28 protein-coding genes are annotated in these 22,483 nt (G+C 72.0%); 14 read left to right on the plus strand and 14 right to left on the minus strand.

Annotated features, from left to right (window positions below):
- Positions 1–32: 32 nt before the first annotated feature.
- Positions 33–560 (minus strand): hypothetical protein, encoded by a 528-nt coding sequence (locus tag ABD644_RS11290; protein WP_344688960.1) that lies wholly within the window; start codon positions 558–560, stop codon positions 33–35.
- Between the two features lie 448 nt (positions 561–1,008).
- Here ABD644_RS11290 and ABD644_RS11295 point away from each other — a divergent pair, with 448 nt between their 5' ends.
- Both ABD644_RS11295 and ABD644_RS11300 read left to right on the plus strand, forming a co-directional pair.
- Positions 1,009–1,614: a dihydrofolate reductase family protein gene (locus ABD644_RS11295; protein WP_344688961.1), complete on the plus strand. Its 606-nt coding sequence runs from the start codon at positions 1,009–1,011 to the stop codon at positions 1,612–1,614.
- A gap of 231 nt (positions 1,615–1,845) precedes the next feature.
- Positions 1,846–2,058 (plus strand): hypothetical protein, encoded by a 213-nt coding sequence (locus tag ABD644_RS11300; RefSeq protein ID WP_344688962.1) that lies wholly within the window; start codon positions 1,846–1,848, stop codon positions 2,056–2,058.
- Positions 2,059–2,172: 114 nt separating this feature from the next.
- On the opposite strand, the gene ABD644_RS11305 is transcribed toward ABD644_RS11300, so the two are convergent.
- The 5 genes from ABD644_RS11305 to ABD644_RS11325 form a co-directional block, all read right to left on the minus strand.
- Complete coding sequence (locus ABD644_RS11305; protein WP_344688963.1) at positions 2,173–3,303, minus strand: hypothetical protein; 1,131 nt, start codon at positions 3,301–3,303, stop codon at positions 2,173–2,175.
- A gap of 271 nt (positions 3,304–3,574) precedes the next feature.
- Positions 3,575–4,357, minus strand: coding sequence for an FAD:protein FMN transferase (locus ABD644_RS11310; protein ID WP_344688964.1), 783 nt, complete (start codon positions 4,355–4,357; stop codon positions 3,575–3,577).
- The gene (locus tag ABD644_RS11315; RefSeq protein WP_344688965.1) at positions 4,354–4,800 is read right to left on the minus strand and encodes an FMN-binding protein; all 447 of its coding nucleotides are present in this window, start codon (positions 4,798–4,800) and stop codon (positions 4,354–4,356) included. The genes ABD644_RS11310 and ABD644_RS11315 overlap by 4 nt, the downstream gene beginning before the upstream one ends.
- Positions 4,801–4,804: 4 nt before the next feature.
- The gene (locus ABD644_RS11320) at positions 4,805–6,217 is read right to left on the minus strand and encodes a ferredoxin reductase family protein (protein WP_344688966.1); all 1,413 of its coding nucleotides are present in this window, start codon (positions 6,215–6,217) and stop codon (positions 4,805–4,807) included.
- Complete coding sequence (locus tag ABD644_RS11325; RefSeq protein ID WP_344688967.1) at positions 6,214–6,723, minus strand: hypothetical protein; 510 nt, start codon at positions 6,721–6,723, stop codon at positions 6,214–6,216. The genes ABD644_RS11320 and ABD644_RS11325 overlap by 4 nt, the downstream gene beginning before the upstream one ends.
- A 172-nt stretch (positions 6,724–6,895) precedes the next feature.
- On the opposite strand from ABD644_RS11325, the gene ABD644_RS11330 reads away from it, so the two are divergent.
- On the plus strand, positions 6,896–7,363 hold the full coding sequence (locus ABD644_RS11330) for a hypothetical protein (protein ID WP_344688968.1): 468 nt from the start codon (positions 6,896–6,898) through the stop codon (positions 7,361–7,363).
- Positions 7,364–7,428: 65 nt separating this feature from the next.
- Positions 7,429–7,605, plus strand: a complete 177-nt coding sequence (locus ABD644_RS11335; protein ID WP_344688970.1) for a hypothetical protein — start codon at positions 7,429–7,431, stop codon at positions 7,603–7,605.
- 3 nt (positions 7,606–7,608) lie between these two features.
- Here ABD644_RS11335 and ABD644_RS11340 read toward each other — a convergent pair whose 3' ends face one another.
- Both ABD644_RS11340 and ABD644_RS11345 read right to left on the minus strand, forming a co-directional pair.
- Positions 7,609–8,214, minus strand: a complete 606-nt coding sequence (locus tag ABD644_RS11340) for a class I SAM-dependent methyltransferase (RefSeq protein ID WP_344688971.1) — start codon at positions 8,212–8,214, stop codon at positions 7,609–7,611.
- 95 nt (positions 8,215–8,309) lie between these two features.
- Entirely contained in the window at positions 8,310–8,774 is a 465-nt protein-coding gene (locus ABD644_RS11345; RefSeq protein ID WP_344688972.1) for a winged helix-turn-helix transcriptional regulator, read from the minus strand.
- A gap of 82 nt (positions 8,775–8,856) precedes the next feature.
- Here ABD644_RS11345 and ABD644_RS11350 point away from each other — a divergent pair, with 82 nt between their 5' ends.
- From ABD644_RS11350 to ABD644_RS11360, 3 genes are read left to right on the plus strand one after another with little or no spacing between them, the layout of a single operon-like run.
- A complete protein-coding gene (locus tag ABD644_RS11350) occupies positions 8,857–9,336 on the plus strand; it encodes a GNAT family N-acetyltransferase (protein ID WP_344688973.1) in 480 nt (159 codons plus the stop codon).
- A 16-nt stretch (positions 9,337–9,352) separates the two neighbouring features.
- Positions 9,353–9,517, plus strand: a complete 165-nt coding sequence (locus tag ABD644_RS11355; protein WP_344688974.1) for a hypothetical protein — start codon at positions 9,353–9,355, stop codon at positions 9,515–9,517.
- 55 nt (positions 9,518–9,572) lie between these two features.
- Complete coding sequence (locus ABD644_RS11360; RefSeq protein WP_344688975.1) at positions 9,573–10,373, plus strand: class I SAM-dependent methyltransferase; 801 nt, start codon at positions 9,573–9,575, stop codon at positions 10,371–10,373.
- A 15-nt stretch (positions 10,374–10,388) separates the two neighbouring features.
- Here ABD644_RS11360 and ABD644_RS11365 read toward each other — a convergent pair whose 3' ends face one another.
- Both ABD644_RS11365 and ABD644_RS11370 read right to left on the minus strand, forming a co-directional pair.
- Positions 10,389–11,555, minus strand: coding sequence for an MFS transporter (locus ABD644_RS11365; RefSeq protein ID WP_344688976.1), 1,167 nt, complete (start codon positions 11,553–11,555; stop codon positions 10,389–10,391).
- A gap of 28 nt (positions 11,556–11,583) precedes the next feature.
- A complete protein-coding gene (locus ABD644_RS11370) occupies positions 11,584–12,600 on the minus strand; it encodes a LacI family DNA-binding transcriptional regulator (RefSeq protein ID WP_344688977.1) in 1,017 nt (338 codons plus the stop codon).
- A 240-nt stretch (positions 12,601–12,840) separates the two neighbouring features.
- On the opposite strand from ABD644_RS11370, the gene ABD644_RS11375 reads away from it, so the two are divergent.
- The 5 genes from ABD644_RS11375 to ABD644_RS11395 all read left to right on the plus strand — a co-directional run bounded on the left by ABD644_RS11375 (position 12,841) and on the right by ABD644_RS11395 (position 17,457).
- On the plus strand, positions 12,841–13,716 hold the full coding sequence (locus ABD644_RS11375; protein ID WP_344688978.1) for an ABC transporter ATP-binding protein: 876 nt from the start codon (positions 12,841–12,843) through the stop codon (positions 13,714–13,716).
- A 1-nt stretch (position 13,717) separates the two neighbouring features.
- Positions 13,718–14,575 (plus strand): ABC transporter permease, encoded by an 858-nt coding sequence (locus ABD644_RS11380; RefSeq protein WP_344688979.1) that lies wholly within the window; start codon positions 13,718–13,720, stop codon positions 14,573–14,575.
- Positions 14,572–15,429, plus strand: coding sequence for an ABC transporter permease (locus tag ABD644_RS11385; protein WP_344688980.1), 858 nt, complete (start codon positions 14,572–14,574; stop codon positions 15,427–15,429). Before ABD644_RS11380 ends, ABD644_RS11385 begins: the two co-directional genes overlap by 4 nt.
- An 85-nt stretch (positions 15,430–15,514) precedes the next feature.
- On the plus strand, positions 15,515–16,555 hold the full coding sequence (locus ABD644_RS11390) for an ABC transporter substrate-binding protein (protein ID WP_344688981.1): 1,041 nt from the start codon (positions 15,515–15,517) through the stop codon (positions 16,553–16,555).
- A gap of 113 nt (positions 16,556–16,668) precedes the next feature.
- On the plus strand, positions 16,669–17,457 hold the full coding sequence (locus ABD644_RS11395) for a fumarylacetoacetate hydrolase family protein (protein WP_344688982.1): 789 nt from the start codon (positions 16,669–16,671) through the stop codon (positions 17,455–17,457).
- Positions 17,458–17,534: 77 nt separating this feature from the next.
- Here ABD644_RS11395 and ABD644_RS11400 read toward each other — a convergent pair whose 3' ends face one another.
- From ABD644_RS11400 to ABD644_RS11415, 4 genes are all read right to left on the minus strand, one after another.
- Entirely contained in the window at positions 17,535–17,906 is a 372-nt protein-coding gene (locus tag ABD644_RS11400; protein ID WP_344688983.1) for a cupin domain-containing protein, read from the minus strand.
- Between the two features lie 128 nt (positions 17,907–18,034).
- Positions 18,035–19,096 (minus strand): Gfo/Idh/MocA family protein, encoded by a 1,062-nt coding sequence (locus tag ABD644_RS11405; RefSeq protein ID WP_344688984.1) that lies wholly within the window; start codon positions 19,094–19,096, stop codon positions 18,035–18,037.
- A 7-nt stretch (positions 19,097–19,103) separates the two neighbouring features.
- The gene (locus ABD644_RS11410; RefSeq protein ID WP_344688985.1) at positions 19,104–19,877 is read right to left on the minus strand and encodes a creatininase family protein; all 774 of its coding nucleotides are present in this window, start codon (positions 19,875–19,877) and stop codon (positions 19,104–19,106) included.
- A gap of 14 nt (positions 19,878–19,891) precedes the next feature.
- Positions 19,892–20,842, minus strand: coding sequence for an NAD(P)-dependent oxidoreductase (locus tag ABD644_RS11415; RefSeq protein ID WP_344688986.1), 951 nt, complete (start codon positions 20,840–20,842; stop codon positions 19,892–19,894).
- A 174-nt stretch (positions 20,843–21,016) separates the two neighbouring features.
- Between ABD644_RS11415 and ABD644_RS11420 the strand changes: the two genes are divergently transcribed.
- Positions 21,017–21,301, plus strand: a complete 285-nt coding sequence (locus ABD644_RS11420; protein ID WP_344688988.1) for a UxaA family hydrolase — start codon at positions 21,017–21,019, stop codon at positions 21,299–21,301.
- Positions 21,298–22,458, plus strand: a complete 1,161-nt coding sequence (locus ABD644_RS11425; protein ID WP_344688989.1) for a UxaA family hydrolase — start codon at positions 21,298–21,300, stop codon at positions 22,456–22,458. The genes ABD644_RS11420 and ABD644_RS11425 overlap by 4 nt, the downstream gene beginning before the upstream one ends.
- Positions 22,459–22,483: the final 25 nt, after the last annotated feature.

Genomic DNA, 22,483 nt, shown 5'->3' on the forward strand with positions numbered 1-22,483 from the left:
CGCGTGGACGTTGAGCTATCCGCCGATGCCTGTCAGGCGGTGCGGCGGGACCAGCTGACCACGCGACACGTCGAGTCCCAGTCAGGCCTCTGTGCCTGGATCGCCGCGTCGTCGAGTTCTCCATAGTCCGGCGGAGCTTCGGGCATGCCTTCGACGTGGAGCTCGTAGCTGGTGAACTCTGCGGCCGAGATGCGGAAGCTGATGCGGGAGGCGCGGCGAGCTTCGAAGTCGAGGTCGCCCTGGACACCGAGGGACAGGCGGAGCCCTCCAGCCACAGGTCTGCAGTTAGAGGTCCAGATCATTCGGGCGATCCGCTGACCGAACCGGGGGACGTTCTGCCCGAGCACTGACCAATGCATCGCCCGCACTCGGTGAGCCACGAGCACCCGGGCGAAGCCGCGTGAGCCGCTGTCGATGATCACGCTCACGGTCGATCGACCAGCGTCGAGCCGGACATCGAGGAGTTCGTCCTCGAACAGGAGATCGTCACGCGTGAGCGGGTCCCACTCCGGGTCCGTCGCTTCAGACGCGGCTCGGAACGTAGGCCACGTCAACTCCATCAACGTAGGGATGTCCGAACCTCCACGGGGCGCCAGCGCCGGAAGCCTACGTGGACCCGACCCCTGCGCAGCTCACCAGATGTCCCTGAGGACTGTCCCTGAGTGGGCCGCTCAGGGCGACGGGAGCCTCCGACTGAGTCTCGATTCGACCGGCGGGGACCTTCCTGCATTGCCCGTCGCGACTGACGATGATGCCCTCGCCGCTGTCGGGGACGCATGTGCCTTCCGCGCCGTGACGCCGGCCATCCGGCGGCCGATCAGGAGGGTGCCACGACACCAGGATCTCGTCGTCGCCGATGCAGACCCTCACCTGCTCCATGTCGAGACCTACCTGCCAGAACTCGGGACGTCGCAGCGGCGTGTATTTCCTCGTTACCCACAGCGCAGCCGATGAGTTCGTGGCTCCCGGCCGGTCCAAGCTCGTGCCACCCGAGGAAAGGACGCCGCCATGTCGGAGCTTCTCGTCGATTTCATCACCTCCCTCGACGGCTACGCATCGGGAGAGGGATGGCCCGGGTTCTGGGGCCTCGAGGGCCCGGAGTACCTCGCATGGCTCGGCGAGCAGCCCGAGGTCACCTACCTGATGGGAGCGAACACCTACCGCCTGATGTCGGGCTTCGCCGCCGGGGAGGTTCCGGATGGCCAAGACGAGTTCAGGCCCGAAGTGGAGGCGTCCGTCAACGAGCTCACGCAAGCGCCCAAGGTGGTGTTCTCCTCCTCACTCGAGGAGCCTCTGACGTGGGCCAACTCCACGCTCGTCCGCGACGACGCCGTCGAGACGGTCCGCGCCATGAAGTCGAGTGGCTCGGGGCTCCTCAGCACGATCGGCAGCCTCAGCTTGTGCCGGTCCCTGCTGCGAGCCGGACTCGTCGACCGCTTCCGGGTCGGGATGTTCCCGGTGATCACCGGGGCCACGGGCGCAGAACGCATCTATGACGGCTACCCGGACGTCGCCCTCGAGATGATCGAGCACCGCACCTTCGACGGCCGCATCCAGCTGGTCGAGTACAAGCCCCGCGTGCTCGAGCACCCGCCGCTCGGCGCTCCCGCGTGACGTCGCCCCGTCCGTCGGTCCTGGTCGTGAGCCGGCAGATGCAGCCGCTACACGGCACCTGAGCTTCGCTGCCTGCTGTTGCCCGGCCGGTTCAGACCCCGCAGCTTCCTCATGCTTGAAGCGTGTCTCTGAGTGGGCCGCTGGGGGGACATCTGCTCGCCTCGACACACGAGCCGCTTCACGTACGCCGCTTGCGGGCTTTGCGGCAACAATCTGTTGGAGAATGCGGAGATGACGGTGGTGGGCTGGGGAAAGGGGGACATTCCGCCCGAGGTCGCTTACTGGGCCGGTCTCGTGGGGATCGTTGGTGCCGTCCTGCTGGTCCTGGCCTATTTCGCGCTGAACGTCATGCAGGACCGCGCCTACCGAAAGTTGCACGACGAGACGCACCAACCCGGCGAGGATGCCGACTCCGACTCGACCCCGGACCGTACGACGCCCTAGACGGGCCCATGGGGGACATCGCCGCCCGGCCTTCTGAGCGGGCGGTCTCAGGAACCCCTCACATGGATTTCTGCAGACACTGTCCCGCCGGGAACTTCTCCCAGCTGAACGCGGTCAATAGGCGAGCGGGTCGAGTCGCCCGGTCAGCATCAGCAGCGCTTCGAGCAGATGGAAATCCCCCCACACCAGTTCGTTGGCCGTGGCAAGGCCGGCGCCGTGGTGGTAACAGCCATCGAGGAGCATGCCGGCCGGACGTCCGTCGTCCCCGGACGTGACCCGCGATGTGAGGGAGTCAACGGCCGCCTCGGCCTGAGCCCGGTGCCGGTCGGCGCGGGTCGTTCCGGGTTCCAGGGCTGCCAGACGGAGCAAGGCCGCCGCGGTGATCGCCGTCGCGGAGGTGTCCAGCGCGTCGCTCTCGGGTGCGGCGAAGTCCCACCGAGCAACGCCGTCCGGCGGCAGGTGGTCACCCCACCAGTCCGCGACTCGACCGCCGACGTCCAGCATGTGCGCGCGGAGGTCGGGCAGCCATCGCGCAGCGGCCGCCGCGGCGAACAGGCCCCAGCTCTGTGCCCGAGCCCAGGTGGAGTCCGGTCGGAGCCCCTGCGGGCCGCTGCGAACGTCGATCAGGCGCCCGTCGTCGGGGTCCAGCAATGCGTACTGGGCAACCGAACCGTCAGGGCGAACCAACGTCTCGAGGTGCCACATCGCCTGGAAGACGGCGAGCGAGGCGAGGCCGGGATCGCCGCTGAGCTCCGCCGCGCGGGCGAGCACGCCGACGGCGGGACCGACCGCGTCGATGCTGGTCTCGACGGCGCCGGGCCGGAGCTGCTCCCCCGCCGTCTCCGCCAGCGGGACGATGCCCGCCACGGGGTGTCGATCCGCTGCGAACGCTCGCCCCGCGGCCACTACGGCGATCGCGGCCTCCGCATCGGAGAGAAGGACGTCCCCGGGCACCGCGCCGAGGTAGCCGCGAAACCCCCGGAAAGCGCTGTGGGGGCCGGATGCGACCGAGAGCTCCCTGAGCCCTGCACGGGCACGGTCGGCCAGCACGCCCGAGCCGGCGACCGATCCCGCGTGAGCTGCTGCGAGCCAGCGCAGGCCGACCGCGTAGCCGCTCGCCCACTCACCCGCCGGGCGCAAGATCCAGGTTCCGTCCGCCTGACTCCACACGGCGAACCCACCGCGGCCCGCGGGCACCGAACGTGCTCGCTGGATCAGCGCGGAGAGCGCGACGTGAGCATCCATGGGGCCAGCCTGGCGCACCGATGAACAGCTGGCTGAGGAGGATCCGTAACCCCAAGCACCACCCGGTACAAGCGGTGTCCCTCAGCCTCGATCAGCGAGCGGCCCAGTCTGGGGTACCGGCCCGCGACGGCTCCAGTCCGTCTCAGAGGCCGAACAATGTGCGCTAACAAGCAGTTTCAGGTCGGAGAACTGCTGCCTTGCGCACATCGTTCATGGAGCGGATGCGTCCCATAGGCCACCTTCAGGCCGAGGCTGCCAGACGCAGGTTCAGCTAGACGGGCGGGCCGGCGACGGTCGTTGTCGACCCGTCGGCCCACACCACCAGACCCGTGCGGCCTGGGCGCGTGCCCAGCCAGACCGCGGCGTCGGGCCCCTGCGCGTAGGCGGCGGTGGCGTCGATGTCGGCCCAGGTCAGCGACGACGCCACCACGGTGACCGAGGCGACGCCGAGGGGCGGGCGGCCGGTCCGCGCGTCGACCAGGTGAGCGCCGCGGTGCGCGGTGCCCGACGTGGCCACCGCGCCGGTGGCCACCGGGACGACGGCGACGATCCGCTGCGGGTCCATCGGGTCCTCGATCCCGATCCGCCAGGGTGGCGCCCCGGGGTCCAGCGTGCGGCAGACCAGGTCGCCGCCGGCCGAGAGGCAGAAGTCGGTGTCGGGCAGGTCCCGCAGCGGCGCGGCGGCGCGCTCCGCGGCCCAACCCTTGACCACGCCGCTCGGGTCCAGCACGACCCGCCCGTCGGGCCCGACCCGGCGGACGTCGAAGGCGCCGGCGGACTGCCGCCGGGCCTCCTCCCCGAGCGCCAGCACCTCGGCGACCTCCGGCGGGCAGTCGGCCAGGCCGATCTCGCCCCGGCCGAGGCGGGAGACGAACGAGTCGTCGCGGTAGGTGCTGAAGGTCGCGTCCGCATGGCGCAGGACCGCCATGGCGGCCGCCCACGCGTCCCGACCGCGGTCGTCGTCGGCGTGCCGGCCCCGCAGGGCGAGCGAAATCGGCATGCCCATCGAGTGCTCGACGTAGCGCCGGATGCGCAGCCGGCTCGCCGTCGTCACAGCCCCGCCTGGTCGAGCGCCGACTGCAGCGACTCCAGGTAGCCCCGGCTGGTCACGGTGGCGCCGCTGACCATGTCGATGTTCGCGCCCTGGGCGTCCATCGTCTCCCGGACCAGGATCGGCAGCGCGTAGCTGTTGATCTGCCGGTCGTGCCCGTTGCTGTCGGGGTACTGCAGGACCGACACCTGGGTGATGGCACCACCGGAGACGGTCAGCTCGACCTGCACCGGGCCCCATCGGGTCTGCGCGACCGTGCCGGTGACCGTCGAGCCCGCGTTCGGGTCGGTCCCACCCGACGCGGCACCCCCGGTGGTCGACGTACCCGACGAGAAGACCGCGGTCTGCCCGCCCACCACGCCGGGCCCGGCGGTCGACGTCGAGTAGCCGAACAGGAACACGACGGCGCTCACCGTGCCCATGAACCACAGGATGATCCGTCTCATCGCCTCACCATCCGAAGCTCTCGACGTGGCACTGCTCCGGCGGGAGCCCGGCGGCCTCGAGGGAGCGCCGGACGTCCTCGGCCCACGCCTCGGGGCCGCACACGTAGACATCCCGCTCGGCGATGTCGGGCACCCAGTGCAGCAGGGCCGTGGTGTCGTCGGCGGTGCCGACGCCGGCCCCGAGCCAGGAGCCGGGAGCCCGCCGGTGGCCGGGGAGGTTCAGCACCGTCAGCCCGCGCTCCCGCGCCAGGACGGCGAACTCGTGCCCGAACAGCGGCCGGTGGGTGAAGCGGTGCAGCACGACCGCGTCGCCGGGCGCGTAGTCGACCTCCTCGGCCAGGGCGCGCAGGGGGGTGATGCCGACACCGGCCCCGATGAAGGCCACCTTCGACCGGGTGCGGGCGCGGTCGCCGAGCCGGCCGTAGGGACCCTCGACGAGCACGCGGGTGCCGGGCCGGAGGCGGCGCAGCCGGGCGCTGTCGTCGCCGAGTTCCTTCACCGTGATCCGCAGGCTCCGGCCGTCGGGCGCCGCGGACAGCGAGTAGGGGTGCGCGCGGCTCCAGCCCGGCCCGGTCAGGAAGCGCCACCCGAAGAACTGGCCGGCCTCGGCGGGGAGCCGGTCCAGGTCGTGGCCGGTCATGTACACCGAGACCACCCCCGGCCCCTCGGGGACGACGGAGGTGACCCGGAGACCGTGCCGGGCGCTGCGCCACAGCGGCAGCGCGATCCGCCAGACCAGCACCGAGACGGCGGCCGTCGCCCACAGCCCCCACCAGAAGACGGTGGCACCCGGGGAGGTGAGGAACTCCTGCCCGGTCCACAGCTGGTGCGGCAGAGCGAGGCCGACGCCGAGGTAGGCGTAGAGGTGCAGCAGGTGCCACGACTCGTAGCGCAGCCGTTTCCGGGCGGCCTTGATGCTGGTGACCACGACCATGACCAGGGCGACCGTGCCGGCGGCGGCGAGCAGCATGCCCGGGTAGTCCACCGTGAGGTCCCAGAGGGTGGCCGGCGTCCGGGCGAGCTCGCCCGCGGCGTAGCCCCAGGTGATCAGCACGAGGTGCGCGAGCATCAGGCTGAAGGACGTGAAGCCGACGACGCGGTGCTGCCGCGCCAGCCGGTCCTGACCGAAGGCCTTCTCCAGCAGCGGCAGCCGCGACATCAGCAGCACCTGCACCAGCAGCAGATCCGAGGCGATCAGCCCGGTCAGCCGCCCGGTGGACTCCAGGCCGGTCTGCCAGCCGGCGAGGTCCTGCAGGCCCCCGCCGGCCGCCCACCAGGAGGACACCAGCAGCAGGCTCGCCCCCAGGCCGATGCCCGCGATCAGCCGGACACCGGCGTCGAAGCGGGCCCGCCGGCCCCCGTCCCGCGCGCCCACAACTGCCACCGACGGCGCGAGCTCGGCGGTGGCGACGCTCATGTCGTCCCGTCCCCGTCCCCGTCGGTCGAATCGGCGTCGTCCTCGTCTGTGGACCCGTCCTCGTCAGCTGACCCGTCGTCGTCGAAGTCCCGCGGACCGCCGCGCCCGTCGCCGTCGCCCCGCGGGCCGTGGAAACCGTCACCGTCGCCCCGCGGGCCGTGGAGACCGCCGCCGGGCACGGACCCCTGGACGGCGCTGTCGTCGGGGCCACCGTCGGCGGCGTGACCGATGGCGCAGCCGCCGAGGCCGCCGACGGCCAGCAGCCCGGCCGCGGCCGCGGCGATCCCGGCGCGCCGGCCGAGGCGCCGTCGGCGGGCCGGGCGGGCCGGCGCCTCGGCGGCCATCGCCGCCGGCGTGACCGACGCCTCCTGCGCCCCGGGCGGGGCCGGCGGGTGCGGCATCTCCGCCGTCTCGCCGGCCGCCGGGTTCACGGGCGTGCCGGGCGCGGCCGCCGGCGGCTCCCAGCGGGATCCGCTGTGCGGGGTGTTCGTCGATCCGTCGTCCACGGGGGCTCCTCGATACGTCCGGGGGTACTCGGGACACACGGTCACCCCGCCGGCTGGAGCGAAGCCGTGCGTTCCCTGTGGATCACCTGTACGCCCCGGCGGGTGGCCGTTGACAGCGAACGGGCAGCCGGTGCCCAGCTCCCTCCCCGCCCCGCGCGCCACGGTCGGGGTCATGGACGCAGGCACCCGGCAGTGGCTCTACGACCCGGCGACGACGACGCAGCTGGTCCTGGCCCGGCGTCCGCCGGTCCGCTCGGTCGTGCGGTGCGTGGTCTCTGACGTGGTGTGGGGCGACGTCGTCCGGTTGCTGCGCTGGGCCGATGCCGGAACCCGCGGGGCCGGCACTCTCGAGGCCGGCACGTGGTGGCGGCTGGCTGCCGCGTGCGCGGAGCTCCTGCGCCGCCTGCCGGGGCTCTGCGCCGAGATCGGCGAGCCGTGGAGCATCGGCGCCGGCCCCGCGGCGGAGGCCGACGGCACCGGCGAGCAGCGCGTCCGGATGGTGGCCGGGCGGCTCACGTCCCAGCTGCGGTCCCCCGAGCCACTGCCCCTGCACGTGCTCGCCGGCGAGGTCGACGCGCTCGGAGCCGCTGCGGTCAGCGCCCTCGCCGAACTCTCCGCCTGGGCGATGCCGGAATCCTGATACCCCCTGGGGTATAGTCGGAAGCGTCCTGAGTCCAGGACGACCGACGAGCGAAGGAGCGACCCATGTGCCGAGCTGTGGCATGCCGGACCTGTGGCAAGACCACCTGGGCGGGCTGCGGCCAGCATGTCGACCAGGTCATGCGCGGCGTCCCGACGGCGCAGCGGTGCCCCGGCCACACCGACGACGCAGCCCCGGCCGCCGACGGCGGCCTGTTCTCGCGGCTCTTCTCCCGCCGGTAACCGTCAGCCCGCGGCCGGGCCCTCGACGTCCGCGGGCACGGCGTCCTCCTCCAGCGAGCACGCGAAGAGGAACGCCGGGGGGACGTTGCGCGGCGAGATCCGCCGGCGCACCGACGGGAACCGCCTGCGCAGCTCGCCGGAGATCAGCGGCGAGTACTGGATGACCACCGCGGTGCCGGCCGGCGCGAGGCTGAGCGGCAGCAGGTCGAGCAGTCGGCGCCGGAGCGAGGGCTCCAGCGACGTGAAGGGCAGGGCGCACACCAGGACGTCGGCCCGTTCGTCGCCCAGGTGCTCGAGCACGTTCTCCGCCGAGTCGCAGACGACCTGCAGGCGGGGGTCGGGGAAGCGCTGTTCCATCACCTCGGCCAGCCGGGGGTCGATCTCGAGCGCGACCAGGCGCGCGTCGGGCCGCAGCCGGGCGAGGATCTCGCCGGTGGAGACGCCGGTGCCCGCACCGAGCTCCACGACCAGGTCGGCCCCGGCGACGTCGGCCATGTCGAGCATGTCGCGCACGGCGAAGCGGGAGGTCGGCAGGACGGCGCCCACCTGTCGCGGATGAGCGATGAACGCGCGCAGGAAGCGCAGACGTTCGGCCAGTTGCTGACCCATGGAGTCCTTCCGGACGGCGAGCGGAGCGGGCGCGTGCAGGGATCGACCCTGCCATGCCCGGCAGATCGCGGCGAACCGGCCCACCGACGCACCGCTCAGGCCGGGCGGCTCCCCGCGGGCGGCACCGGCCGGACCTCGCGCGCGCCGGCGAGCTCGTGCCCGCTCTCGCAGACCAGCGCGAGGCGGACCGGCGCCCCGCAGCCCGCGTGCTCGAGGCGGACCGGCCCACTGCCGTCGTCGGCGAGGTACCGGTCACCCCACTGCATGAGGGCGACCAGCGTCGGATAGAGGTCGACGCCCTTCTGGGTCAGCCGGTACTCGTGCCGCTGACGCTCGCCCTCGGCCTGGTACGGCACCCGCCGCAGGATCCCCTCCGCCACGAGCGTGCCCAGCCGATCGGTCAGCACCGCCCGGGGTGCGCCGAGGATCCGCTGGAAGTCGGCGAAGCGGCGCACGCCGAAGAACGCCTCGCGGAGCACCAGCAGGCTCCACTTCTCCCCCACCACGGTCAGCGTGCCCGCCACGGAGCACCCGGACCGGTCCCACAGCGTCTCGCTCACGAACTCAGCATAGCCATGCTGAGTTCACTTGACGAACCGGAGTTGGAGGAGCAGAGTTCGCCGCACGAACTCAGGAGGAGTCATGGATCTCGCGATCGCGACCCGGCCGGTCCAGCCCGACGACGACGAGCGCCTCCGGCGCCTGTGGCCGCGACTGTCCCGCGACACCGTGTACCGCCGCTTCCACGCCCCGCTGCGCCGGCTGCCGGTGGAGGCGGTCCGCCGCCTCGTCCGGGTCGACCACGACCTCCGCGAAGCGGTGGTGGGTGTGGTCGGCGGCGAGGTCATCGGCGTCGCCCGCTACGACCGCTCCCCGAGCGACCCGTCGACAGCGGAGCTCGCGATCGTCGTCGAGGACGACTGGCAGGGCCTCGGGGTCGGCCGCCAGCTGCTCGCCGAGCTGACGCGCCTGGCGGCCGAGCGCGGGGTCGCCGTCCTCACCGCCACCGTGCAGCCGGACAACGAGCCCGTGCTCGGCCTGATCCGCCGCCTCCTCCCCGACTCCACCGTCACTCCCGACGGCGACGTGCTCGCCGTCCGGAGCGCCCTGCCCCGCCCCTGAGAGAGGACCCATCGCCATGAACCGTCTCCGCACCGCGCTCGCCCACTCGCGGGCCACCCACGCGCGGCACCGCGCCGAGCGCGCCAGCCTCCGTGATGACCGCGAATTCCGGCGGATCGTCGCGTCCGCCCCGACCCGCGAGTCCGCCCACGAACTCGCGTCGCTGTTCGCGCGGCGCTGAACCGCCCGCCGCGCCGGCCCGTCCGGTGCCACGATCCCTCCCGAGGGAGGCACTCGTGGCACGGACGGGCACCGGCAGCGACACGTGGTCCAGCGGCGAGCGGTACGAGCCCTACGTCGGCCGGTGGAGCCGCCGAGTGGCCGAGCGGTTCGTCGCCTGGCTGGACCTGCCCCCGGGGCTGCGCTGGCTCGACGTCGGCTGCGGCACCGGGGCGCTCACCGAGGCCGTCCTGCTCGACGCGGCACCGGCCTCGGTGCTGGGCGTCGACCCCTCCCCCGGGTTCCTCGGGCACGCGGCGGCCACCGTCCCCGATCCGCGCGCGACGTTCGCCCTCGGCGACGCCCGGGCGCTGCCCGTCGCCGACCACTCGGTCGACGCGGTCGTCTCGGGCCTGGTGCTCAACTTCGTCCCCGACCCCGCGGCCGCGCTGGCCGAGTTCCGGCGCGCCGCCCGGCCCGGGGGCACCGTCGCGTTCTACGTCTGGGACTACGCGGGCGGGATGCAGATGATGCGGTGGTTCTGGGACGTCGCCGTCGAGCTCGACCCGGCCGCCGCCGCGCAGCACGAGGGGTCCCGGTTCGCGCTCTGCCGGCCCGACCCGCTCCGGGACCTCGCCGCCACGGCCGGGCTCGCGGGGGTCGACGTCACCGAGATCGTCGTCCCGACCGTGTTCCCCGACTTCGACGACTACTGGACGCCGTTCCTGTCCGCCCAGGCGCCGGCCCCGTCGTACGTGGCCTCCCTGGACGACGGCCGGCGGACGGCGCTGCGCGAGGCCCTGCGCGACCGGCTGCCCACCGCCGACGACGGCACGATCAGCCTGACCGCGCGCGCGTGGGCCGTCCGCGGCCACTGATCGACGGGCGGGGCCTCAGTCCAGCCGCCGCCGCAGCACCGTCCCGGTCGCGGCCGCCAGCACCGCGGCGCTGCCCAGGAACACGCCGGTGGTCCCGCTGTCGGCGACGGCCAGCCCGATCGCCGGCGGGAGCACCGTCTGCGCCAGCCGGTTCGCGGTCAGCCGCAGCCCGATCGCCGCGCCGCGCGCGTTCGGCGCCGACAGGTTCGACACCCACGACAGCGTCAGCGGCTGCGCCAGCCCCAGGCCCACGCCGAGCAGGCACATGACCACGACGGCGCCGGCGACGTCGACGAACGGCAGCAGGGCCAGCCCCGCGACCCCGAGCACCAGCGAGCCGAGGAAGGTCCACCGGCGGGACAACACGGCGATCAGCCGGACGACGAAGACCCTCGACAGCAACGACACCAGGGCTCGGATCGCCAGCAGCCACCCGACCGTGGTCACCGAGACACCGCGCTCCTCCGCCCACGCGGGCAGGAACGCCAGCAGCAGGTCGAGCGCGGCGAGCACGGTTCCGCTGGTCACCATGGCCTGCCACATGCCCCGCGTGCGGATCAGCTCCGAGAACGCCCGCCGGGACGTGATGGGTTCGCCGACCGCGCCCTCTCCCGCCGCGCCACCGCGGTGCCGGGTGAGCAGGGCGGATGCCAGCAGCGCCACCACCGCGGCCACCCCGAGCCCCACGACGCTCTCCGACCAGCCCCGGACCGCCAGCCAGCCCGCCAGGGACAGGGCCACCGGCGGGCCGACCATCTGCCCGACCGACGCCGCGGCGGTCAGCGACCCGAAGCCGCGGTCGCGGTCGAGGCCGCCGGCGCTGCGGGCCACCGTCGTCTGCTGGCCCACCATGACCAGCAACTGCGCGAGCCCCAGCGCCGCGGCGGCCAGCAGCAGGACGACGAATCCCGGCGCCAGCAGCGCCGCCACGCAGCCGAGGGCCAGCAGCAGCGAGCCCGCGACCATCAGCCGGCGCGGCCCCAGGCTGTCCGCCCGCCGGCCGACGACGAACGCCAGCCCCAGCGGGAGGACGGCGAACGCGGCGGCGAGCGCACCGATCTGGGCGCTCCCCGCGTCGAGGTCCAGGGCCCGGTAGCTGACCATGGGCCGCACGACGCTGTACGAGGCGTGGATCAGCGCCGCCTGCACGAACAACCAGCGCAGGCTCGCGGCTCCGGTCACGGAACCGCGTGAACGGTGCCGGCGACGATCACGCCGGTGGCGCGGTCGACGACCGGATCACCAGCGTGGGCTGGAGCAGCACGCCGCGCGCCGGCCGGCCCGGGTCGGCGAAGGAGTCGAGCAACAGCCTGGCCGCCTCGGCACCGACCTCGTAGTGGGCGACGCGCACCGTGGTCAGCGCCGGGCGCATCTTGTCCATGAAGGGCATGTCGTTGAACCCGACGACGCTCATGTCGCCGGGGCAGGACAGACCCCGGGCGGCGAGCGCGTCGTAGCAGCCGAGCGCGACGCGGTCGTGGCCGGCGACGACGGCGGTGAACTCCACGCCGCTGTCGAGGAGGCTGCCGAAGGCGCGGGCCCCCTCCTCCTCCGTCCACGCCGCGCAGGTGACCAGCAGTTCCGGGTCCTCCGGCAGGCCGTGGTCGCGGATGGCGTGCAGGTACCCCCGGCGCCGGACCAGGCCCGTCGACAGGGTCTGCGGCCCGGACACGTGGGCGATCCGGCGGTGCCCCAGCGCGACGAGGTGGTCGACGGCCAGGGCACTGCCCGCTGCGTTGTCGGCGGTGACCGAGGGGATGCGACCGGCACCGAGCAGGCGGTTGGCCAGCACGATGCGGACGCCCTCGTCGTGCAGCTGCTCGAGCAACGGGTGCTCGAGGCGGGCGGTGGCCACGATCAGCCCGTCGACCTGCTTGTCGCGTAGCGACTCGATCTGGGCGATCTCGCGGTCCGGGTCGTTGTCGGTGTTGACGATCCAGGCGTCGTACCCGGCCGGCGCCAGCACGTCGGCGACCCCCCGGACCATGGGCGGGACCAGCGGGTTCGTCAGGTCGGGGATGACCAGGCCGACGGTCTCGGTGCGTGCGGTGCGAAGGCTGCGGGCGATCGGGTTGGGCCGGTAGTCCAGGGCCTTCGCCGCCTGCAGCACGCGCTCGGCGGTCGTGGAGCTGACCAGCGAACGTGTGTCGGGATTCAGCGCCCGCGACGCGGTGGCGACGTGCACCGACGCGGCCTCGGCGACATCACGAAGGGTCGGTGGCCGCACGGCGGGAGCGTACCCGTTGCCACCTTCGCGGCGCGGCGTGTGCGTTCCGTGATTCCGAGAGTGCAGACCGTCCACATGTGATCCCATCTACGACGACTCCGCAGCAATTCGGCTGTAATCCTTGACACACCTTCGCGGCACCTGGCGATACTGACCCCCGCAGGCAATCGATTGCAACATGCGCGGTCGCCGAAACATCAGGCGGAACGTCGGGGCGAGGGTCAAGGGGAGTCGATGCAGGTGCCAGCACAACAGGACTACAGGTCGAGGGCGATCGCCGTCGAGGCGCGAGGCGTCTCCGTCGAGTACGACCTCAGCCGCGAGAAGAGCACGCTGATCGCCCTCGAGGACTTCAACCTGGAGGTGCGCGAGGGTGAGTTCCTCGCGATCGTCGGGCCGAGCGGCTGCGGGAAGAGCACCTTCCTCAACGTCGTCGCCGGGCTGGTCGAGCCCGCCGCCGGCGAGATCAAGGTCTACGGCAAGCCGGTCACCGGCCCCGAGCCCGACCGCGCGGTCGTCTTCCAGGACTACGCACTCATGCCGTGGCGCACCGTCGAGAAGAACGTCCGCTTCGGCCTCGAGATGCAGGGCCGGGTCGACTCGACCACGAAGGACAAGGTCGCCCACTACATCAAGATGGTCGGCCTCTCCGGCTTCGAGAACTCCTACCCCCGCGAGCTGTCCGGCGGCATGCGCCAGCGCGTCGGCCTGGCCCGCGCCCTGGTCACCGAGCCCCGCCTGCTGCTCATGGACGAGCCGTTCGCCGCGGTCGACGCCATGACCCGGGAGATCATGCAGGAGGAGCTGACCAAGATCGTCGCGACGACGGGTCAGCCCATCATCTTCATCACGCACGGCGTCGACGAGGCCGTCACGCTGGCCGACCGGATCGCCGTCGTCACCAACCGCCCGGGGCGGATCAAGGAGATCATCGAGGTCGACCTGCCGCGGCCGCGCAGCCGCGCGAGCCGCCAGCTGCCCGAGTTCCAGGCGCTGCGCGAGCGGGTCTGGCAGCTGCTGTCCTCCGAGCACCCCGAGCGGTCCGAGGCCGAGATGGCCGTGTCAGCCGCCGCCGGCCACCACGCGACGGACGCCGGCTCGGGGGGCGGCATCTGACATGGCCGCTACCGCCACCCGTGGCCCGCAGGCCACGACCGCGGCCGCCGAGCCGCCCGCCCGACGGCCGGCCAAGCGGCAGAAGTCCTGGTTCGAGCGGCTGCTGCGCAAGCGCGGGCCGGGCGTCCTCGCCTTCGCCGTCTTCATCGGCCTCTGGCACCTGTCGATCCTGGTCTTCGACCCGAACCCGATCCTGTTCCCCGGCCCCGTCGAGGTCTGGGACGAGTGGTCGAAGGCGGCCGTCGACGGCACCATGTGGGCCGCCGTCACCAACAGCATGTACGCGATGAGCATCGGCATGGCGATCTCGCTGGTCGTCGGCATCCCGCTCGGGCTGATCATCGGCATGTCGCCGACCACGGACCTCATCACGTCGCCCTACCTGTGGGGCTTCTTCGCGATGCCGCGCATCGCGCTGGCCCCGCTGATGGTGCTGTGGCTGGGCTTCGGTGCCGAGATCAAGATCTGGCTGGTCGTGCTCTCGGCGATCATCCCGATCATCCTCAGCTGCAAGGACGGCGTGCAGACGACCGACCAGTCGCTGGTCCGCGCGGCCCGCAGCTTCGGCGCCGGCCGGGTCCAGCTGTTCACGAAGGTCATCGCGCCCAACACGCTGCCGTTCATCGCCAGCGGCGTCCGCAACGGCATCAGCCGTGGGTTCGTCGGCCTGCTGATCATCGAGCTCACCGTCGGCACCGGCGGCATCGGCACCGAGGTGATCCGCTCCATGCGCGACCTCGACACCGGCCGGATGTTCGCCTTCACCGCCACGCTGATCGCCCTGGCCCTGTTCCTGGTCAGCCTCTCCCGCCAGCTCGAGAACTACGCCAGCCGCTGGCGTGAGGAGGTCGCCCTGTGACCGCGACGCAGTCGGTGACCCCGACGACGGTCCCCACGTCGGTCACCGCGCCGTCCAAGAAGACGACCCGCGGAAACCGGCGGGCCGGGCGCCGCCGGGTCTACAGCCGCAAGCAGCGGTGGGTCATCGGCACGATCAACCTGACGATCTTCTTCATCATCTGGCAGCTCGCCGCCACCTACACCGACGTCCCCAAGCTCTTCCTGCCCTCGGTCACCGAGGTCTGGGCCGAGCTGGTCGAGATGCACACCGAGGGCATCCTCTGGGGCAACCTCGGCATCAGCCTCTGGGTCTACGTCGTCGGGATGGTCATCTCGATCATCATCGCCGTCCCCCTGGGGCTGTTCATCGGGGGCGTGCGGATCGTCGACCGGATCCTGTCGCCCTACATCTGGGCGATCTACACCACGCCGCGCCTGATCCTGATGCCCCTGGTCCTGCTCTGGGTGGGCATCAACGACACGGCCCGGATCGTGATCATCGTGCTCTCCGCGGTCCCGGCGACGCTCGTCGTCGTCATGGAGGGCGTCAAGACCGTCGACAACTCGCTGATCAAGGCGGCGCGGTCCTTCGGCGCCGGACGGGTCCGGTTGTTCCGGTCGGTGGTCATGCCCGCGACCGTCCCGTTCATCGCCACCGGCATCCGGATGGGCGTCTCACGCGGCCTGATCGGCCTGTTCATCGGCGAGCTGTTCACCGCCGCGACCGGGATCGGCTACATCATCGCGCTCTCCAGCAAGACGTTCAACAGCGCCCAGACCTACGCGATGTTGTTCATCTTCGTCTTCTTCTGCGTCGCGATGGTGGGGCTCACCCAGCTGCTCGAGCGAAAGGTCAGCGTGTGGCGGGCTTGAGCGTCACGGGCCTGAGCCCAGCACAAGGACACGTGACGTCGTCGTCACGGGCACGAGAAGGATGTTCACCGAGAAGGGGCGAACAATGAGGAAGCACTTCCGAGTGCCGGCGGTACTGCTGGCCGCAACCCTGCTGGCGGCCTGTGGGTCCGACGACGGGGGCGGCGGCGGCGGTGGCGACGGCGAGGGCCTGAGTCTCGACCAGGTGCGCCTGGCCATCGACGGCGACGACTTCATGAACCAGCTCGCCTGGATGGTCGCCGACGAGAGCTACTGGGGCGACCTGGGCTTCACCGAGGAGGCCGAGGTCTTCGCGACCGACGAGTACATCGCCGGTCTGGCCGGCGGCGACGTCTGGGTGGCCCAGGGCGAGGCCGACGTCATCTGGTCGGCGCTGGCCGAGGGCAGCATCCCGATGACCATCATCGGCGTCGAGAAGGACTCGGAGGCGTACTTCCTCGGCATCCGCGAGGGCGTCGACCCGAACAACCTCGAGGGTCTCAAGGTCAGTGGTGGTGCCGCGGGTGACCGCAACATCACCGTGGCCGAGGAGATGCTCGAGGGCCTGGGCGTCGACCCCGAGAGCATGGAGTGGGTCCAGGTCGAGGGCGGCTCCGACGAGCGGCTCCAGGCGATGCTGGCCGGTCAGATCGACGTCGCGGCGCTCCAGCCGCGGCACGTCCTCCCGCTCGAGGAGGCCGGCGGCCAGATGATCGTCGAGGAGTACAACCGGGTGCCCCAGGAGGTCTGGGTCGTCACCGAGGAGACCATGGAGAACAACCGCGACGCGGTGTGCGCGTACCTCGAGGGACGCATCGCCGCCAAGCAGTGGATCTCCGCCGGCGACGACTACATGGACAACCAGGACGCCGCCGTGGCCATCGCCGAAGCACGGGGCGAGACGCCGAGCGAGGGTGACCTCGACGAGTGGCAGATCGAGATGGAGCAGAACTGGGCACTCACCGGTGGCGCTCCGCTCGACTCCTTCGACGAGTGGAACGACGGCATGATCGCCGCCGGCAACGTTCCCGAGGGCTTCGACTGGCGCGAGCACGCCGACTTCTCCTGCCTGACCGAGGCGCAGGAGAACCTCGGCCTCGAGGTGGAGCCGGGCAACCTGGACTAGTCCCTACTCCCTAGCGCCTCGGCGCCGGCCGCGACTCAGCGGCCGGCGCCGAGTGCCGTTCCGGCACTCCCCCCACCCGACTTCACCCCCACCTCTCAGGAAGGAACGACCCCGTGCGCCTGGTGTCCTACGACGGCGGCTTCGGACGGATCGACGGCGACGCGGTGGTGCCGATGGGCACCGACCTCGTCGCCTGGCTGGCCGGCACCGAGACGGCGACCGACGGTGACCCCGTCCCGCTCGACCGGCTGACCCTGACCGCCCCGGTCCCCCGCCCCGGCAAGATCCTCTGCATCGGCCTCAACTACCGCGACCACGCGGCCGAGACCGGCAAGCCGCTGCCCACCGTGCCCATGCTGTTCGCGAAGTTCGCCAACTCCGTCGTCGGCGACGGCGCGACCGTGGCCATCCCCGCGGCGACACAGGAGGTCGACTGGGAGGCAGAGCTCGGCGTCGTCATCGGCCGGCCGGCGAGGGACGTCGACTCCGCCGACGCGCTGGACCACGTCGCCGGCTACACCTGCACCAACGACCTCTCCGCCCGCGACCTGCAGCGCGCCACCACCCAGTTCACGCTCGGGAAGGCGATCGACGGGTTCCTGCCGATGGGGCCGTGGCTGGTCACGGCGGACGAGGTGCCCGACCCGCAGGCCCTGGCGATCTCCTGCGAGGTCAACGGTCGGACGGTGCAGAAGTCGAGCACCCGCGAGATGGTCTTCGGCGTCGCGGAGCTGGTGAGCTTCCTCAGCCGGACCATGACGCTGGAGCCGGGCGACATCATCGTCACCGGCACGCCCCCGGGCGTCGGCGTCGCGCGGACCCCGCAGTGGTTCCTGCAGCCCGGCGACGAGGTCGTCGTGGAGATCGAGCGCCTGGGCCGCCTCACCACCCACCTCGCCTGAGCAACCCCCGGCGAGATCGGCGATCTCGCGCACCTTGGACCGCCAAGGCGTGCGAGATCGCCGATCTCGACCGGGAGTCACAGAGCCGTGCGGACGGGGCCGGTCAGCTCCTCGATGTTGGCCGCGAGGTCGGCGTGCGGGAAGAAGCAGACCAGCACCAGGTCGGACGTGCCCGACGCGACGGTCGCGTGCGGCACGCCCGCGGGGACGACGACGAGGTCCCCCTCCCCCACCCGCGTCGGGACGTCGTCCTCCCACGCCGTCCCCGTGCCGCCGGCCACGTAGACCACCTCGGCGCTGCGGGGGTGGACGTGCGGGGTCCGCGGGCCGGGGGCGATGCGCACCACCCGCGCGCTGGCGCCCACGTCGAGCCCGGGCGGCAGCGGGTTCGCCGACAGCCGACCCGGAAGCGCGGCGAAGTCCAGGGACCCCGCGGGGACGACGGGCATCAGTGCCTCCTGCTCGACGGACGGCGAACGGCCGGGTCAGTGAAAGGACCCCCTGCCCCCAACGCTCGCACGCTCGCGCCGGGCCCCTGCAGGGGGCCTGACGCGAGCGTGCGGACGTAGGGACCGCGTTACTCGCCGGTGCCGGTCTTCTCGATGACCTCCTGGAGCAGCACGGACTCGCCGTTGCGCTTGGAGGACTCGATGGCCGCCCGGACGACACCGAGCGCGCGGACCGCCTCGGTGGCGCCGACCTCGACCTGCGCCTGCCCGCGGCACGCCAGCCCGAACTCCTCGAGCTGCTCGCGGAACATGTCGGTGCGGGGCAGTTCGACCGGCTGACGCTCGGCCTCGCCGTAGAACTGCGACTTCAGCGACGACCAGTCGTCGGCCTGGTGCGACTCGTCCCAGTGCGTGAAGTCCAGGTCGTACTGCAGGTTCGCCTTCGTGCCGAGCAGGTTCATCGAGTAGACGCCCGGCGAGGCCCAGCCGGTGCCGATGTAGGCCAGCGGCCCGCTCTCGAACTCGAGGATCGCCATGATCGCGTCGGGCACCTCGGCCTTGGTGTAGAGCTTGCGCATGTGCGCGGTGACGCTCTTCACCGGGCCGAGCAGGAACTGCAGGGTGTCGGCGTGGTGGACGCCGAGCTGGATGAAGGCGCCGCCGGGGCTCTTGTCGGCGTACCAGCGCCAGGTGTTCGGGGTGAGCTCCAGACCGCGCTCGTTGGAGAAGTTGGCCTCGGCCAGCGAGATGTCGCCGATCCGACCGTCGTCGATCCAGCGCTTCATCTCCCGGTGCCCCGACAGCCGGCGCGAGCTGTGGCCGACGGCGAAGACCTGACCGGTCTCCTCGACGGCGGCGGCGATGGCGTTGGCGTCCTCCAGCGTGTGGGCGATCGGCTTGTCGGTGTAGACCGCCTTGCCGGCGCGCAGCGCCTGGATGATGACGTCCTTGTGCGTGTCGTTGGGCGTCGTGACGATCACGCCCTCGACCGCCTCGTCGGCCAGCAGCTCCTCGTAGGAGGAGGCGGCGTTCGGGACGCCGTACTCCTCCTGGAACTTCGTGCGCTTGGCCTCGTCACGGCTGAAGCAGCTGTAGATCTCGACCTGGTCGCCGCGCTGGATGCCGCGGGCGAGCACCCGCGCCCACCGTCCCAGGCCGACCGAAGCCAGCCGGACCTTGTCCTGTGCCATTGCGCTCCTACCTCTCCTGCTGCTGCCGTCGGATGTCGCGTGCCTTCATGACGCCGTCGAGGAGCTCGAGCACCCCGTCGGCGACGACCTTGGTGAACGTCTCGGCCCGCTCGTGCGTGGCCCAGGCCGGATTGCCGAACCAGCCGTCGTCGCAGAGCTCGGTGACGTCGGTGATGAAGCCGTAGACCTCGTGCGAGCGGCGCATCGCGTCCATCTCGATCGCGCCGGGCGGCCGGGTCGGCTCGCCGGCCCGGTCGGCCTTCACCAGCTCCGGGTCGTGGGCGAGCATCGCGAGGGTCTCGATGCCCCCGCCGTGGGTGAGTTCGCCGCCCTCCTCGCGGTAGAGCCGCTGGGCGACATAGCACGCCTGCGCGGCGACGAAGGTGACGTCGAAGCGGTCCTGCAGGTCGGTGGCGACGGCGTTCATCGAGGCGATGTTGCCCTCGTGCCAGTTGACCAGCACGAACGTCTCGACACCCATGCGGACGAGCTCGGTGCAGATGTCGGTGAGCAGCGCCTCGAAGGTCTCCCGGCGCAGGTTCACCGTGCCGGGGTGGCCGGCGTGGATCGGCGTGACGCCGTAGGGGCCGAACGGCACGTAGACCGCGTCGAGCCGGTCGGCGACCTCCCGGGCCACGAGCTCCGCGGCGAAGGTGTCGGTGCCGTTGGGCAGGTGCGGCCCGTGCTGCTCGATGCTGCCGATGGGCAGCACCGCCGTCCGGGAGCGGGCCACCGCCTCAGCAGCCTCCGGGCTGGTCATGTTCGCGAGGTCGTACTGCATGAGGGCTCCTTCTCTCAGACCACGGGCTCGCGCAGCGGCTCGCCACGCAGCAGGCGGGCGGCCTCCGCAGCGGCCTTGCGCCGCATGTCGGCCTCGGACTCCTCGGTGTACCAGGCCATGTGCGGCGTGAGCAGCACCCGGTCGGCCACCGGCTCGAACACCGAGGTGTCGACCGGCTCGGCGGGGAACACGTCCAGCGCGGCGAACCGCGGCCGGCCCGCGGCCAGGGCGGCGAGCAGGGCGGGCAGGTCGACCAGCGAGCCCCGGGAGGTGTTCACCAGGACGCTGCCCTCCTTCATCCGGCCCAGCTCCTGCGGCCCGAGCAGCGCGCGCCCGGATGGGTCGCCGGGGGCGTGCAGCGTGACGACGTCGCCGGTCGACAGCACCTCGTCCAGGGACGCCGACCGGACGCCGTCGCCCTCGGGCACCTCGACGTACTCGTCGTGGGCGAGCACGGTGAACCCGAGCCCGCGCAGGTAGTGGGCCGCCTGGCGGCCGATCCGGCCGTAGCCGACCACGCCGGCGATCGACGCGCTGGGCAGGTGCAGGGGACGGACCCCCGCCACGCCCCAGGCGCCGCCGCGCAGCGCGGCGTCGGCCTCGGGCAGCCGGCGGAACAGCGCCATGGCGGTGGCGACGGCGTGGAAGGCCACCGCCTCGGTGCCGTAGTCGGACACCCGCGCGACGGCGATCCCGCGCGACGTGGCGGCGGCCAGGTCGATCGTGTCCACGCCGATGCCGTACCGGACGATGCCGCGGCACCCGAGACCGGCGAGGACGGCGGCGTCGAACCGAGGTCGCGAGCCGGCCAGCACCACCTCCGCGTCGGCGGCCACGGCGAGGATCTCGCTCGCGGAGCCGCCGTCACCGAGGACCAGCGACACGTCCAGCGGGCCGAGGATCTCCTCCTCGATGCCCAGATCGGCGTAGCGCGTGCCGAGCACCGCCACCTTGCGAGAACTCACTGGCACACCCTTCGGGACGGCGACTGCGGCCACAGTGCCTCAAACGATTGCGGGCGTCAAGAACCGCCCTCCACGTGTGAAAACGCGACATTCGGCCCGGACCTTGACAATTCCACCGCATACGTTTGTATGGGCCCCGGGCCCGGCACCAGGCCGGCGCGGGAAGGAACATCAATGGCGCACAGCTTCCTGGTACACGCACCCGACGACGTCGTCGGCGTCGCCGTGCAGGACATCGACCCGGGGCCCGCGGTGCCGGGCAAGATCCAGTCCAACGGCAGCGAGTTCACCCTCGACGTGGTCGACCCCGTCCCCCTCGGGCACAAGGTGGCCCTGCGCCCGCTCGCCTCCGGTGAGCAGGTCATCAAGTACGGCATCGCGATCGGCCGGGCGACCCGGGACATCCGGGCCGGCGAGCACGTCCACGTCCACAACGTCAAGGGAGAGCGCTGGGCATGAGCGCCGGACGCACGTTCCTCGGGTACCGCCGGGCCAACGGCCAGGTCGGGTGCCGCAACCACGTCGTGATCCTCCCGATCGACGACATCTCCAACGCCGCCGCGGAGTCGGTGGCCAAGGTCGTGCAGGGCACGATGGCGCTCCCCCACCCGTACGGGCGCCTCCAGTTCGGCCCCGACCTCGAGCTGCACTTCCAGACGCTCATCGGCACCGGCGCGAACCCGAACGTGGCCGCGGTCGTGGTCATCGGCATCGAGCCGAACTGGACCCGCCGCGTGGCCGACGGCATCGCCGCGACGGGCAAGCCGGTGGCCGCGTTCTCGATCGAGGGCAAGGGCGACCTGAAGATCATCGAGGAGGCCAGCCGGGTCGCGGTGCAGATGGTCAGCGACGCCACCGCGCTCCTGCGCGAGGAGATCCCGCTCACCGACATGATCATCAGCACCAAGTGCGGCGAGTCGGACACCACCTCCGGCCTGGGGTCCAACCCGACCATCGGCCGGTTCGCCGAGCGCTTCACCGCGGCCGGCGGCACGTTCTTCTTCGGGGAGACCTCCGAGCTGACCGGCGGCGAGCACATCGTCGCCGACCGGATCACCGACCCGGTCCAGCGGGAGAAGTTCCAGCGGCTCTTCGACGAGCACCAGCGGATCATCCTCGAGCAGGAGGCGAACCTGCTGGGCTCGCAGCCGACCGAGGGCAACATCGCCGGCGGCCTCACGACCATCGAGGAGAAGGCGCTCGGCAACATCCAGAAGATCGGCCAGGCGAAGATCGACGGCGTCCTGGAGATGGCCGAGGCGCCCACCCGGCGCGGTCTGCACTTCATGGACACCTCGTCGGCCGCGGCCGAGTCGGTGACCCTGTTCGCCGCCGGTGGCGCCGCCCTGCACCTGTTCACCACGGGCCAGGGCAACATCATCGGCAACCCGATCGTGCCGGTGCTGAAGCTGACGGCGAACCCGAAGACGGTCGCCACGATGAGCGAGCACATCGACCTCGACGTCTCGCCGCTGATCACCGCCGACATGACCCTCGACCAGGCCGCCGACGCGACCGAGGACATCGTGGCGGCGACGGCGTCGGGCCGCTGGTGCGCCGCGGAGATCCTGGGTCACAAGGAGTTCGTGCTCACGCGCCTGCACCGCACTGCGTGAGCCACCGACTCCCGAAGGCCCGGTG

The sequence above is a fragment of the Blastococcus jejuensis genome (assembly GCF_039534705.1).
Lineage (GTDB): Bacteria > Actinomycetota > Actinomycetes > Mycobacteriales > Geodermatophilaceae > Blastococcus_B > Blastococcus_B jejuensis.